The sequence below is a fragment of the Stenotrophomonas sp. GD03794 genome (assembly GCF_029842145.1).
Classification (GTDB): domain Bacteria; phylum Pseudomonadota; class Gammaproteobacteria; order Xanthomonadales; family Xanthomonadaceae; genus Stenotrophomonas; species Stenotrophomonas riyadhensis.
Window position 1 is genome coordinate 146456 of record NZ_JAOCFV010000003.1, and the last position, 13205, is coordinate 159660.

The window sequence follows — 13205 nt, forward strand, 5'->3', positions numbered from 1 at the left end:
GGTCAGGCCACCGCCGCGCGCGGCGCGGGCGACAGCAGTTCAAGGGATGTCAGGCGTGCGTCGAGGTCGGCCACCGGCGCATCGAGGATGAACTCGCCCACGCCGAAGCGCCGGTGCAGCGCATCCAGTTCGTCACGCACGTGCTGCGCATCACCGGACAACACGCTCGGGCGTGTCTCCTCGATGCGGAAGTCAGCCACGCCCACCTGGCGCGCGTACTCGGCAGCCGCCTCGGGACTGGGCAGGTTCACCGTCTGGCCGGGGCCGAGGTGCAGCTTGTAGACGCGCAGCGCGCCGATATGACGCGCTGCGGCTTCGGCAGTTGGTGCGGCGAACGCCACCGTGGCCAGCAGCGGCGGCTGCGTTGAAACGCTGCGGTAGGCATCGAACGCGGCCTCGATATGCTTCGGGTCACCATCGAAGTGCGCGGCGTAGACGAAGCGCCAGCCGAGCTCGGCCGCCTGCTGCGCGCTCTGCGGGCTGGCCCCGAGCAGGAAGCGCTCCGGTGCCTGCTGCGGAACCGGCCGAGCCTGTGCCTCGGTTTCGGCGCCGGACAGATAACCTTCCAGGTCGCGCAGTTGCTGGTCGAAGTCGGCGAACGCCGGACGCCCGGCTGCCAGCGCCGCGGTCGAGGCCGGCAGGCCACCGGGGGCCTTGCCCACGCCCAGATCGACGCGCCCTGGCGCCAGCGCCGACAGCAGGTTGAAGTTCTCCGCCACCTTGTACGGTGCGTAGTGGCGCAGCATCACCCCGCCACTGCCAATGCGGATGCGCCGGGTCTGCGCCAGCACCCACGCAGCCAGCACTTCCGGTGCAGGGCTGGCCAGCGTCGGCGCAGCATGGTGCTCGGCAAACCAGTAGCGGTGGTAGCCCAGCTGCTCGGCGCGCTGCGCCAGCTGCAGGCTGTTGCGCAGCGCCTGCTCTGCCGAGGCACCTTCGGCCACCGGGCTCTTGTCCAGCACGCTGATCTGATAGCTCATGGTCACGTCCTCGCTCAGGGGTGGGCCACGGGAATGCCGAGCAAGCCGTTCAACGCGGCCAGGATCGGCTCGGCACCGGAGACGTACTGGCGATCCTGGTGCGCGCCACTGGCCAGTTCGCTGCGCACGCCCTGGGGCAGCACCAGCTTGGGTAGTGACTGGTCCTGCTCACCGATCTCGGCGATTACCTCACGGCGCGGTCGCGCGAAGCCGATGCGGCGCACGTCCAGCTGCGCGTCCAGGCCATCGATGCTCGACAACGCGCCCTCCAGCAACAGGCTGTGCCGGCAGAAGAAGCGCTGGCCGGGAATCTGGCCGTCCTCGAACTCACGGTCGAGCAGGAACAGGATGGGTTTGCTTGCTGCGTCGAAAGTCACAGGGGTCGTCCTCATCGGGGCCGGCAATGCGATGCCGCTTCGATATCGATGCTAGAGATGCCAGCAGCCGCAGCAGCGACGGCTGGCGACAATCGGCGGTCAGATCCGGCCACGCAGATGCGGCGTGGCCATAAGCAAAGCGCCGCCGGTTATGGCGTCAGGCAATACGCCGCAGCGGCGCCGCTACCGCCAGCGCCTGCGTGGCCAAGTGCCCGGCCGCACGCTCGGTCGCCAGCTCGATGCGCGCCTGCAAGGCCGCACTGCTGATGTGCTCGCCGTCGAAGTCGGCGGGCGTGGCATACACCCCGATCGGCAGCGTGTGCGCCTGCAGGAAACTGAACAACGGCCGCAGCTGGTGATCGATCACCAGCGCATGGCGCTCGCTGCCGCCGGTCGCTGCCAGCAGCACCGGCACATCCACCAGCGCCTCCAGCCCGATGAAGTCGACCAGGTGCTTGAACAACCCGGGATACGAGCCGCGATAGACCGGCGCTGCCACCACCAGCAGCTCGGCGGCCTCGATGGTCTGCAGTGCCTGTTCCACCGCCGGCTCCGCCTCGCCGCGCGACAGCGACTGACCCAGCGCGCGCGCGATCGGCGCCAGCTCCACCAGCTCCACGCGGGCGTGCACCCGCTGCTGCAGCGACACCAGCAGATGCCGCGCCAGCAACAACGTGCGCGACGTCGCCGAGCTGGTCGGTGACCCCACCAATGCAACCACCTTCAATGCAGAAGACATGAACTGCTCCTCGATGATGCCGAACTACGTCCGGCCGCCTTTCGCCTTTTGTAGAGTCGAGCCATGCTCGACTGCTCCAGATCAGAACCGGTAACTGACCCGGCCAAACCAATACGCACCCACATTGCTCAGCACATCGCCGCTGTCCCAGGTGGTCTCGATACTCGCCACATCGGTGGCACTGCGCGCGTACTCCGGCACCTTGCGCGTGCGCTTGTCGAACACGTTGTTGATGCCCAGCGCCGCGCTCCAGCCCGCACCCAGCTCCACGCCACCGGACAGGTTGGTCACCAGCACCGGCGGCTGCCTGTACTCCACGCCGTTGTTCAGGCGCTTGATCGGGCCGTAGTAGGTGAAGTCCAGATTCGAGCGCCAGCGCCCGTTCTGCCAGCCCAGTCCCGCCACCTGGGTGTAGCTGGGCGTGCGGAAGCGCAGCGCGTACTCGCTGCTCTTGGTCAGCAGGTTGATGTTCGGCAGACCCTGCAGTGCCGCCGGAATGTCGCTGACTTTCTGGATGGTGGTACGGCCGACGTTGGCCGCGTAGCTCCAGCGCAGCTTGCCCCACGCCGCTTCCTGGTTCGCTTCCAGGGTCAGCTCGACACCGCGTGTCCGGGTATTGCCCACGTTGGTGAAGTAGCTGGCGTAGAACGCATCACCCGGCAGGATGCTGATGCCGGCCGAACCCAGCAGTGCATCGATCGTGTTCTTCTGCGCCGCACTCAGCACCGTGCCGCTGTTGTCGGTGACGCGCGCCGGATCCTGCGCGTTGTAGCCGATCTGGCTGGACTGGCCGAGCTGGCCGCGGATGTCGATCTGATAGGCATCCACCGCCAGATGGAACGCCGGGCTCGGGTCCCAGGTCAGGCCCAGGCTGTAGTTGGTGGCCTTCTCCGGCTTCAGCGGTGTGGCACCCAACGCAATCGCCGCGGGCGAAGACACCTGCGCCACCAGCGTGGTCCCGCACGGGCAACTGCCGGTGGCCTGGTAGAACTGCGCACCCAGACTGGGCGCGTGGAAGCCATTGCTGACCGTGGCACGCACACCCAGCGCGTCGGTGAAGTCGAAGCGCGTGGTCAGGCGGCCGGTGGAGACACTGCCGAAGTCGGAGTGATCTTCCCAACGCGCGGCTGCATCCAGGTACCAGCGTGAGGTGATATTGGTGGCCGCACCCACGTACACCGCCTTGCTGTTGCGGGTCGCCTTCACCGCGTCGGCGGTGGAATAGCCGACGAAGGCAGCAGCGCCGAAGCCGGTGTACGACTCCCACTGCCCTGCTCCACGCTCGTACTGTTCGTGCTGATACTCGGCGCCCGCGCTCACCTCCAGCGGCGAAGCAAACGCCGCCACCTCGAAGCCACGGCGCAGGTCGAGGTTGGCAATGCCCTGCTGGTAATCCAGCTTGCCGTCATAGAAGTCGGTGGGCGAACCGGGATACGGCAGCGAGTAGTTCACCGAGTTGCGGGTATAGGTGCGCACCGTGCTGCGGTTGCCGGTCAGGCTGGCGTCGTAGTCCCAACCCGCGATCTGGCCTTTCACGCCGGCGGTGCCGGTGTACTGCTTCTCCTTGGTTTCCAGCACCGGCAGGAAGCCGTCGGGAAACACGCTCAGCACGCCGGGGGCCTTGTAGGTGGTGAAGATCGTCGCCGGCAGGCGGAAATTCTGGATCGCCTGCGCGGTGCGGTCACTGGCCGTGGCGTTGGCGTAGAACTGCGCCCTCTCACCCAGGCCATGGCCCACGTTCACCGCGAAGGCCTTCAACGCATACGACGGCGAGCTGAGGATGGTATTGGCCTCAGCATTGCGGTTGGCCTCGGCCGGGTTCGGCGCAGCACCTGCTGGCAATCGATTGTTCGGCCGCAGCGCCACCAGATTGCCGCTGCCATCCACGGCTGGATAGCTCAGGTAGCCGTCGATATAGCGGCGGGTGCGGATCGCATGATGCTGGCGGGTAGTCTCACCGGACAGGTTGACGAAGCCATCCTCGCCCCACGGCAGGCCGACGTTGGCGCGTACACTGGTACGCGAACCATCACCATCAATGCTCTGCCCGCTCTCCACCGACACATCACCACCGTGCGCCTGCGATTTCAGAATCACGTTGACCACGCCGGTGATCGCGTCCGAGCCGTAGATGGCGGAGGCACCATCACGCAGCACTTCCACATGGTCGATGGCCGAGACCGGAATCAACGCGAGGTCCGCCCACGCATGGCCGGGGAAGCCGCCCCCATTGGCACCGCTCACATAGGCACTGGCATTGCGGCGCTTGCCGTTGACCAGTACCAGTGTGTAGCCCGGCGACAGGTTGCGCAGCTGGTAGCCGCGGATGAGGCTTTCCTGGTCGCTCTGGTAGCCGCCGATCTGGCTCAGCGACGGCAGGCTGCGCTGCAGCGCTTCGAGCAGGTTGCCCTGGCCGGTGGCGGCAAGGTCTTCGGCGGAAATCACATCGATCGGCGTGGAGCTGTTCTTCACCGTGCGCGTGCTGGTGCGTGAACCGGTGACCACCACCGCATCCAGCGTGGAGGCCGCCACATTGGCGGTAGCTGCAGTGGTGGCAGGATCTGCATCGGCTTCCGCCGCATGGCTGGGCGATGCGGCGAGGGCGACCGCGATCAGGACGGCAAGAGTGCTCAAGGCTGGGGCGTAGGCGGCAGGCATGGGGGCTCGTGGGGGTGGGCCGGAAACACGCTTCCATTCAAGGGCCTGTTCACCCACCGCGACAGGCGGGATCGCGTCACCCAGCCGTAACATCCGGCCACCCACATGACCGCTGGTAATGACGTTAGGCGGCCTGAACACACGGGGTCGGATCCCTTTCCAAAGGAAAGGGCTCTGACCCCAGGCACGCATCCCTCCACGGGGTCAGAGCCCTTCCTGCGGAAGGGATCCGACCCCGGCCTCCATATGCCCGCCCGGCATCACCTCATGCCCGCGCACCACTCAGCGCCACGCACCGCCACCCGTAGCATCAGGCCATGCCCAACCCACCCGCCGATCCCACCGCGCCGCTCGTCGCCATCGTTGCCTGCCACGGCCAGGGGCTGTTCGAGTTCGGCTGTGCGGTGGGCCTGTTCGCGCCGATAAGGCCTGAACTGGGCGTGGCCTGGTACCGCACCCAGCTATGCGCCGGCGAGCCCGGTGCGCTGCGCATGCTCGGCAACACCCAGGTGCAACTGCCCTACGATCTTGGCAGCGTCGATGACGCCGACATCATCGTCATCCCCGGTTGGCGCGAACCCAGCGAGCGTCCACCGCAGATCCTGCTCGATGCACTGATCCGCGCCCACGCACGCGGCGCACGCATCGCCTCGATCTGCTCCGGTGCGTTCGTGCTGGCCTGGGCCGGGCTGCTCGATGGCCGCCAGGCCACCACGCACTGGCGCCTCACCGAAACGCTGGCACGCCAGTTCCCACGCATCGACGTGCGCGAGGATGTGCTGTATGTGGACACCGGCAGCATCATCACTTCGGCCGGCTCGGCCACCGGCATGGACATGATGCTGCACATGGTGCGCAAGGATTACGGTGCCCGCGTGGCCAACCTGGTGGCCGAGCGGCTGGTGCTGGCGCCGTGGCGTGATGCCGGGCGCAGCCAGCGTGTCAGCCGGGCCATTCCCCATGGCGAACCCTCGCGCCTGGCAAAACTGATGGAATGGATGCGCCGCAACCTGCGCGAGCCGCATTCGCTAGGCAGCCTCGCCGAGCAGGCCGCACTCAGCCAGCGCACCCTGCAGCGGCAGTTCCTGGAAGCGACAGGGCTGTCACCGATCGACTGGCTGATCCGCGAGCGCGTGGCCCTCGCCCGTGAGCTGCTGGAAACCACCGACCGGCCGCTGCAATGGATCGCCGAGCAGGTGGGTTTTGGTTCGCAGGAATCGTTCCGCCGCCACTTCCGTGGCCAGGTCGATGCCAGCCCCACCGAGTACCGCAGCCAGCACCGCAGCGGCATCGGTGCGGACCGCCTGATCGGCTGCTGACTCCCGCCCCCCCCTGTCCCCCACTCCCGGCCTTTCCACGCAGGCACCTGCGCTGCAAGATAGGGGCATGCCCCGCAGTGCCGACGGAACGGTGATGACCGACAGCCCCTACAGGACCTACCGCGTTGGAATCGGCGTATCGCTGGTGTTGGCTGCGCTGATCGCCACGCTCTCGTTGATTGCCGTCGCTACCCCCAACCTGGGTTGGGGCGTCGTGGCGCTGGCCACCATCGCGATCTGGGTCGGCGTCCCGTTGCTGCTGGTGCTCCTGCTGGCCTGGCTGCGCTACATGGTGCGCCAGCGCGGGCAGGTGCCGGGCCGCATACACGTGCTGATGTTCGTGCCAACCGCCGCCTCCATGCTCATCATCCCACTGTGGCACGCCCTGCAAGGCAGTGTGGACAGCCTGGCCGGCGGCTCACGTGCATCCATCGCCGAGCTGCACGTCAACCTCAGCGGGCACCCCCTGTGGCTGGACACCTCGCCGCATGCATCCACCGGCTCTGGCGCTGGCCCGGACCTGCCCATGCAGGGCGACACCCCCGAGCGCTTCCTGGCCTTCCACCGCTACCCCAACGCACAGTCCGATGCAGACAGGGGGTTCCCGTATGAAGATGCGCGCCTGAAGCGCGCCGTCGACCACTACCGCTACGCCACTCCGTCCGGAGATCGCGCCGTCACCGATGTGCCACTGGTCCGTCGGCCGTATCCCGACCTTGCGCCATTCAACGCGGCCTGGCGACGCACGGGTACACCCGAGCTCGTGCATATCTACTACCACTACAGCGATCACGTAGAGGTCGCGCCGGCACTCGCACGCCTCAGTGGCTTCACCACCGATGATCTGGAGCGCAGCCGCTTCGAAGGCCTGGCGCTGTTCAAGATCCACAACTACGGCAGTGCGCCCATCCTGCGGATGGAAATCAATGGCCTCACACTGGACATCGGCGACGGGGCCATCGCGAACATCCCGGAAGCGCCCCAGGATTGCACGGCCTACGGCTACCCTGTCAGCGCCGCGCTGTTGCCACTCAACCTGCCCCTGCAGGTGCGCTGGCAGACTGCAGACGCGCCGACGCGGTGGCACAGCGCGCGCGTGCAGGTGCCGGCATTCCGGCAGCCGCAGCCACTGCAGGGACAATCCACGTTGCAGCGCGTCCTGCTGTACATGCTGCCCGATGATGCGCTGGCCGCAGAGCGCTACGCCGAGGTGTTTGATGGCGATTCGCAGCGCGGCATCAAGGCCACTGGCCTGCCAGCCAGCGCTGCCACCTACGCGGTGTGTGGCAGCGCCAGGGCGACCTATCGCGAAGGTGCGGGTACCGTGCTGGCCGACTGATCCGCGGTGTTGCCAGGACACTCCTCCACGCCGACGCCCGCTCAGTCCTCCTGCACCAGCTTGAACTCGCGCAGCAAGCCACCGATCTGGGTCTTGTCCAGCTTGTTCATCAGCAGGTTGCGCAGGAACGCCGGGCCGGGAATATCCAGTTCCTTGCCATCGCGCAGGCGGCCGGTCGCCGCCAGCAACGAGCGCACGTCATAGGTGGAATTGAACACCTCCGGCACGCCGCGCTCGATGCCCAGAAGGGTATACACCGCTTCCATCGGTGTGCGCACCGAATACTCGGTGGTGAAGATGCAGTCGCGCTGCTTCGATTCGGCAAACTGCCCGATGAAGGCGAAGTTCACCGCCCCCTCCGGCACCACCTCCGGGCGGTCACCGGCCTGGCGCGGCATGAAGAACGCGGTGATGTACGGCATCATCACCGGCACCGTCTTTGCGCCCGTGGCAGCCAGTTCGTCGATCTCCTCCACCGGCACGCCCAGGTGATACAGCCACTCGCGGGTGATCTCCTCGCCGGTGCAATCCTGCATCGGCTTCTTCACGTAGTCGCCAGGCGTATCGACGAACAGCGAGTACACCCAGACCACGATCTGGTCCTTGGGCTGGTTCTTGAAATGCGGCTGGCGGTTCACGGTCCAGCTCATCAGCCAGCGCGAATCGCGCACGCTGACGATGCCGCCAGTCACCACCTTGCCACTGAACGGGTCACGCTTGGCGATCTTCTGGATGTAGGCCGGGATGCGTGCATCCAGCGTGGTCACCGTCGCCGACTCCCACTTGGTCTGCGGAATGTGCGCACCGAACACATCCGGACGCCCGAACGCAGGATCCCTGGCGGCAATGCGTCGCCACAGGTCCCAGGCAGGCGCCGGTCCCTCGTTCAATCGCGCAGCCGTCTGGTGATCGCCATTGTCCGAGTTCTCGGTCAACGAACCGATCGTCATGAATACAAGGTCATCCGCGCCCAGATCCACGCCACCGGCTACACCGTCACGCGTCCAGTGGATGCGCGTGGCCTGCTTGCGGCCGGCCGCCAGATCGAAGTCAACATCGGTCACTTCGGTGGCGTACTGGAACACCACGCCGTGGTCCTGCAACCACTTCACCAGCGGCAGCACCAGCGATTCGTACTGGTTGTACTTGGTGAACTTCAGCGCCGAGAAATCCGGAAGCCCGCCAATGTGGTGAATGAAGCGATGCAGGTACAGCTTCATCTCCAGCGCCGAATGCCACTCCTCGAACGCGAACATGGTGCGCCAGTACAGCCAGAAGTTGCTGTCCAGGAAATCACGGCCCAGCACCTCGTCGATGCGCTTGTTCTCCATCTCCTGCCGGGTGGCCAGGAACAGCGCGATGATGTCCTTCTGCGCCTGCTCGGTCAGGGTGAACAGGCCGTCGGTGTGCGCATCCTCGCCGCGATTGATCGTGGCGCGCTGCAGGGAGTAGTTCGGGTCGTCCTTGTTCAACCAGTAGAACTCGTCCAGCACGCTGGCATCTTCAATCTCCAGCGACGGAATCGAGCGGAACAGATCCCACAGGCACTCGAAATGGTCTTCCATCTCGCGGCCGCCGCGGATCACGAAACCCTTTTCCGGCACTTTCAGGCCATCCAGCGCGCCGCCGGGAATCTGCTGCTGCTCGAGAATGGTGATGCGCTCACCGGCCATGCGGCCGTCGCGCACCAGGAACGCGGCGCCAGCCAGCGAGGCCAGGCCCGAACCGACGAACCATGCGCGCTTGCCGTCGACACCGGCGGGCTTGCGCGGGCGCGCAAAGGCTTCGTAGTTGCCACTGCTGTAGTACATGCGCTGCTCCTTCCTGGAGGGGGTCATCAGGAACCCGCAGTGGAATGACATAGCCATTCCATGCAGGTCATGGCCCTACTCTAGCGCCGAACCGATGTACCGTTTCCTGCACGCACGCTGCGACCGAATGACGCAGCCACTTCAGAGCTGTCGCCCCAGCAGCATGCCCGGCCAGCCGTCCACGTTGAAAGGCGCGATGCGCGTATAGCCGCAGGACTCATAGAAGCGCACCAGATCACCACTGCCACCGCCGTAGCAGTCCACGCGCAGATGGTCGAGCCCGGCAGCGCGCGCCTGCTCATCCGCAAAGGCCATCAGGCGGCGGCCGATGCCACGCACGCGCACGTCACGCGATGCCACCAGTACCCGCACATACAGTTCCGGGCCGGTTGGCGCAGGCACATACGGCATCGACTCGCCCAGCGCCAGGAATGCGCGCACCACGCCGTGCTCGTTATGCGCCACCCACGCGCCGGGCAGCGCGCACGCATCGGTCACCTGGGTGATCCGGCGCGGCACCGTGGACCACGGCTCGCTGCCCCATTGCTGCAGATTGCCGATCGACACGAACCATTCGATCACCTCATCGAACAGCGCCAGCACCGCAGGGGCATCGGCCACGCTGGCGCGGCGGAGGGTCAAGATGTCCTTTCCTGTTTCAGTCATGTGCGCACTCGTTTCAACGCGTCAATCAGCTGCCACGAGGATGCCGGCCAGCGGCCGGCACTACCAGGGCCGGAAGTCCGTGAGCCGGATTTGACATGCAGGCATTTACCTGCCTATAGTCCACCCAAGGACGGCGCCTGTCCGCCCACGCGAGGAACCTGCAATGGTCGATATCGCACACAGGGTCGGCATCAAGGCCCCTGCAAGCCAGGTGTACCAGGCGCTGGCCACGCCCGAAGGCGTCGCCGCCTGATGGGCCGAAGACACCCAGGGCGACCGCGAGGTCGGCGGCACGGTCAAGGCGCGCTTCACGAACAACGGCCAGGAAATCGGCGCGATGGAAATGAAGCTGGAACAACTCATTCCAGGTGAGCTCGTGCTCTGGCGGTTCCTCGCCGGTCCCGCCGAATGGATCGGCACCCACGCGCGCTTCGTGCTGAAGCAGGAGGGCGACTACTGCATCGTCCTGTTCACCCACGAGGGCTGGAAAGAGCGCGTCGAGTTCACCTCCCACTGCAGCACCAAATGGGCGGTGTTCCTGATGAGCCTGAAAGCCCTGCTGGAGACCGGCAAGGGCCAGCCCAACCCGCACGACGTCAGGATCGACAACTGGAATTGAAGACATCCCCATGGCGGTAGACAACGTGCGCGACGCAGACAAGGTCTTCAAGGCACTGGCCGATCCCACGCGCCGGACGCTGCTGGACCTGCTCTGCGAAGACAACGGCCAGACGCTCGGCCAGCTGTGCGAGCACCTGGACATGGCCCGGCAATCGGTCACCCAGCACCTCGGCCTGCTGGAAGACGCCAACCTGATCAGCACCGTGCGCCGTGGCCGCGAGAAGCTGCACTTCATCAACCCGGTGCCCCTGCATGAAGTCTACGAGCGCTGGGTACGCAAGTTCGAGCAGCAGCGCCTGAGCCTGCTGCATGACCTGAAACGAGAACTGGAAGGAGAATGACGATGTCCGCAGAGTCCACCCGCTTCATCCACGTGATCTACATCGCTTCCACCCCGCAGAAGGTGTTCGAGGCGATCACCCGCCCCGAAATCGCCAGCCGCTACTGGGGCCACGAAAACGTCTCGGACTGGAAACCCGGCTCGCGCTGGCAGCACGTGCGCGCCAACGAAACGCGCTCGGTCGAACTGGTGGGCGAGGTGGTGGAGAGCACCCCACCCTCGCGGCTGGTCATCACCTGGGCCGCCGCCTCGCAGGCCGACAACCCGGGTGCCTACAGCCGCGTCACCTTCGACATCGTGCCCTACCAGGACATGGTCCGACTGACCGTCACCCACGACGAACTGGAACCCGGCAGCGGCATGGATACCGGCATCCGCCAGGGTTGGCCGATCGTGCTGTCGAGCCTGAAGTCGCTGTTGGAGACGGGCAAGGGCTTGGATGTGTTTGCGAAGCCGAAGTGAGCCCCGGTGCAACTGGCGGCGGAGAGCAGCCCGCCGCCAGCACTCCCTGTCCGCTCAGTCGCTCAGCCTGCGCGAACGCCCATAGCGCCCACTCACCTCCTGCTTGATCCAGTCGGCCAACAGGCGCAGATACCCGTCGGTGATCCGCGTCGACACGCGGTTGCCTTCGGCATCGGTGCGGAACTCCACCATGCCGTGGTCGGTGTCCGGGAACAGGTAGGTATCAATCGGCTGCCCCGACGCGCGCAGGCGTTCCAGGATGGTGCGCGTGGCCGCAATCGGCGCGGCCCGGTCCTGCTCGGCCAGCACCCACAGCAATGGCACCTTCAGGCGACGCAGCGCGGCCTCGGCGTCGTAGTCCCAGATCAGTTCCAGATTGTCGAAGCGCGCGCGACCGATGCGGCGCAGATCAGCATCGCTCATCCGCAGCATGTCACCGCTGTATTCGCCACTGATCGTCTTTGCCCACGGTGCGGCACCGATCTGCGCACGCACCCGGGCCAGTGCTTCGTAGCCCTGGCTGAAATGCGTGCGCATCAGCTGCGCGGTCGCTTCCGATAGCTGGCCGACCTGCTTCATCGCCGCTGCGTCCAGCCGCATGCGGCGTGCCTCGTCGAACAGCTGCTCGCGGTCCTCCTCGATCGGTGACACCACCAGGCCGAACCCGATCGCCACGAAATCCGCCTGCGAGCGCGTCGCCGCCAGCGGCGCGATCCAACCACCCTGGCTGCCACCGAAGTAGCCGGCCCGACCGAAACGCCCCGCTGCCAGCTCACGCGCCTTCGCCAAGGCCGCCGCTGCATCGTCAGCCAGCAGCTCGAAGTTCTGGGTGTATTCGCCTTCCGAATCGCCGGTGCCACGCTTCTGGTAGGCGAACACCGAAATGCCCTGGGCCACCAGCATGCGCTGGTAGATCGCCGCCACCGCCATCGTGCGTTCCGAGCCGTGCACCAACACCACCAGCGGCCGCTTCGGGTCAGCTGGGCCAGCCGGTTCGATCAACTGCCCTACCAGCGTGGTTCCGGCACTACTGAAGGTTGCAGCGGTATCGCGGGTCTGCAGGCGCTGCCAGCGCTGCGTGGTTCCGGCGGGTGTCCTGAAGCTGACCACATCGCCGCTGCAGCTTACCGGTGCGTTGGCATCGCCGGTGGCACCGCGTCGCCCGTCCAGCATCAGATAGCGTTGGCCCGTGGGCGGTGCCGCAGCGGGTGCGCCCAGCACCACGATGTTGCCCTGCCCGTCACCATAGGCGCTGGCCGTGCACAGCTCCGCTGCCGTTGCCGGCAGGCCCCAGGACAACAGCACCGCCCACAACAACGAACGCCCCTTCCACCCTGCCATGTCCTTCCCCACCACCGTAGACCCGCGCAGTGCGGGGATCGTCGCAGCCTAGCGCGTTCATTCTCCAAGCGCATGCTGCAACTGCTCGCCGTCATATCGTTGCACGACCATACTGGAAGGACGACACGGACTTCAGAGCACCCTCATGCACCCACACCTGGAACAGATCGGCAGCACCCGCATCCTGCGCAGCCCAGCGCAGGGCCCCGCACTCGATGTCAACGGCCTGCGTGATCTGGTCGGCGACGCTCTCGGGCATCAGGCCGAGTGGATTGCCATCCCAGTGCAACGCCTTTCGCCGGACTTCTTCGAACTGCGCTCCGGCATGGCTGGGCAATGGCTGCAGATGCTGGTGAACTACCGCCTGCGCTTCGCCGTGCTGGGCGATGTCAGTGCCTACCGCGCGCAGAGCGAGTCGCTGGACGCATGGATCACCGAGTGCAACCGCGGCCGCGACGGCTGCTTCGTCGCCGACTGGGATGCCTTGCTGGCACGCCTGCCGGCCCCGGCCCGCGCCGGCTGAACGCCGCCCCCACGCTCACCCTCGCCGAA

Annotated in this window: 12 protein-coding genes and 1 pseudogene; 6 read left to right on the plus strand and 7 right to left on the minus strand. The window is 66.3% G+C overall.

All coding sequences use genetic code 11. The annotated features are described in order from the left end of the window. Nucleotides 1–2: 2 nt before the first annotated feature. The 4 genes from N5D91_RS03085 to N5D91_RS03100 all read right to left on the minus strand — a co-directional run bounded on the left by N5D91_RS03085 (nucleotide 3) and on the right by N5D91_RS03100 (nucleotide 4754). A complete protein-coding gene (locus N5D91_RS03085) occupies nucleotides 3–980 on the minus strand; it encodes an MsnO8 family LLM class oxidoreductase (RefSeq protein ID WP_153854983.1) in 978 nt (325 codons plus the stop codon). 14 nt (nucleotides 981–994) lie between these two features. Next, entirely contained in the window at nucleotides 995–1357 is a 363-nt protein-coding gene (locus N5D91_RS03090) for a DUF3088 family protein (RefSeq protein ID WP_110712056.1), read from the minus strand. A 157-nt stretch (nucleotides 1358–1514) separates the two neighbouring features. Then, nucleotides 1515–2096 (minus strand): FMN reductase, encoded by a 582-nt coding sequence (gene msuE, locus N5D91_RS03095; RefSeq protein ID WP_180854745.1) that lies wholly within the window; start codon nucleotides 2094–2096, stop codon nucleotides 1515–1517. 81 nt (nucleotides 2097–2177) lie between these two features. Further along, entirely contained in the window at nucleotides 2178–4754 is a 2577-nt protein-coding gene (locus N5D91_RS03100; protein ID WP_180854746.1) for a TonB-dependent receptor, read from the minus strand. Nucleotides 4755–5071: 317 nt separating this feature from the next. On the opposite strand from N5D91_RS03100, the gene ftrA reads away from it, so the two are divergent. Both ftrA and N5D91_RS03110 read left to right on the plus strand, forming a co-directional pair. Beyond that, on the plus strand, nucleotides 5072–6073 hold the full coding sequence (gene ftrA, locus N5D91_RS03105) for a transcriptional regulator FtrA (RefSeq protein WP_180854747.1): 1002 nt from the start codon (nucleotides 5072–5074) through the stop codon (nucleotides 6071–6073). Nucleotides 6074–6140: 67 nt separating this feature from the next. Further along, nucleotides 6141–7412, plus strand: a complete 1272-nt coding sequence (locus N5D91_RS03110; RefSeq protein WP_258011566.1) for a hypothetical protein — start codon at nucleotides 6141–6143, stop codon at nucleotides 7410–7412. A gap of 41 nt (nucleotides 7413–7453) precedes the next feature. Here N5D91_RS03110 and N5D91_RS03115 read toward each other — a convergent pair whose 3' ends face one another. Together N5D91_RS03115 and N5D91_RS03120 are read right to left on the minus strand one after the other, a co-directional pair. Beyond that, on the minus strand, nucleotides 7454–9223 hold the full coding sequence (locus N5D91_RS03115) for an oleate hydratase (RefSeq protein WP_180854748.1): 1770 nt from the start codon (nucleotides 9221–9223) through the stop codon (nucleotides 7454–7456). Nucleotides 9224–9364: 141 nt separating this feature from the next. Beyond that, a complete protein-coding gene (locus tag N5D91_RS03120) occupies nucleotides 9365–9889 on the minus strand; it encodes a GNAT family N-acetyltransferase (protein WP_180854749.1) in 525 nt (174 codons plus the stop codon). 163 nt (nucleotides 9890–10052) lie between these two features. On the opposite strand from N5D91_RS03120, the pseudogene N5D91_RS03125 reads away from it, so the two are divergent. The 3 genes and pseudogenes from N5D91_RS03125 (at nucleotide 10053) to N5D91_RS03135 (ending at nucleotide 11312) form a co-directional block, all read left to right on the plus strand. Continuing rightward, nucleotides 10053–10508, plus strand: a pseudogene (locus N5D91_RS03125) (SRPBCC domain-containing protein). A gap of 10 nt (nucleotides 10509–10518) precedes the next feature. After that, a complete protein-coding gene (locus tag N5D91_RS03130) occupies nucleotides 10519–10851 on the plus strand; it encodes a metalloregulator ArsR/SmtB family transcription factor (protein WP_005409330.1) in 333 nt (110 codons plus the stop codon). Nucleotides 10852–10853: 2 nt separating this feature from the next. Continuing rightward, nucleotides 10854–11312, plus strand: a complete 459-nt coding sequence (locus N5D91_RS03135) for an SRPBCC family protein (protein ID WP_180854750.1) — start codon at nucleotides 10854–10856, stop codon at nucleotides 11310–11312. A gap of 54 nt (nucleotides 11313–11366) precedes the next feature. Here N5D91_RS03135 and N5D91_RS03140 read toward each other — a convergent pair whose 3' ends face one another. Then, nucleotides 11367–12653 (minus strand): alpha/beta hydrolase, encoded by a 1287-nt coding sequence (locus tag N5D91_RS03140; protein ID WP_180854751.1) that lies wholly within the window; start codon nucleotides 12651–12653, stop codon nucleotides 11367–11369. 145 nt (nucleotides 12654–12798) lie between these two features. On the opposite strand from N5D91_RS03140, the gene N5D91_RS03145 reads away from it, so the two are divergent. Further along, nucleotides 12799–13176: a DUF4180 domain-containing protein gene (locus N5D91_RS03145; protein ID WP_180854752.1), complete on the plus strand. Its 378-nt coding sequence runs from the start codon at nucleotides 12799–12801 to the stop codon at nucleotides 13174–13176. Nucleotides 13177–13205: the final 29 nt, after the last annotated feature.

Bases quoted from the DNA above. Each gene is read 5' to 3' on its own strand.
- N5D91_RS03085 (WP_153854983.1), bottom strand. From the start codon at position 980: ATGAGCTATCAGATCAGCGTGCTGGACAAGAGCCCGGTGGCCGAAGGT.
- msuE (WP_180854745.1), bottom strand. From the start codon at position 2,096: ATGTCTTCTGCATTGAAGGTGGTTGCATTGGTGGGGTCACCGACCAGC.
- N5D91_RS03100 (WP_180854746.1), bottom strand. From the start codon at position 4,754: ATGCCTGCCGCCTACGCCCCAGCCTTGAGCACTCTTGCCGTCCTGATC.
- ftrA (WP_180854747.1), top strand. From the start codon at position 5,072: ATGCCCAACCCACCCGCCGATCCCACCGCGCCGCTCGTCGCCATCGTT.
- N5D91_RS03110 (WP_258011566.1), top strand. From the start codon at position 6,141: ATGCCCCGCAGTGCCGACGGAACGGTGATGACCGACAGCCCCTACAGG.
- N5D91_RS03115 (WP_180854748.1), bottom strand. From the start codon at position 9,223: ATGTACTACAGCAGTGGCAACTACGAAGCCTTTGCGCGCCCGCGCAAG.
- N5D91_RS03120 (WP_180854749.1), bottom strand. From the start codon at position 9,889: ATGACTGAAACAGGAAAGGACATCTTGACCCTCCGCCGCGCCAGCGTG.
- N5D91_RS03130 (WP_005409330.1), top strand. From the start codon at position 10,519: ATGGCGGTAGACAACGTGCGCGACGCAGACAAGGTCTTCAAGGCACTG.
- N5D91_RS03135 (WP_180854750.1), top strand. From the start codon at position 10,854: ATGTCCGCAGAGTCCACCCGCTTCATCCACGTGATCTACATCGCTTCC.
- N5D91_RS03140 (WP_180854751.1), bottom strand. From the start codon at position 12,653: ATGGCAGGGTGGAAGGGGCGTTCGTTGTTGTGGGCGGTGCTGTTGTCC.
- N5D91_RS03145 (WP_180854752.1), top strand. From the start codon at position 12,799: ATGCACCCACACCTGGAACAGATCGGCAGCACCCGCATCCTGCGCAGC.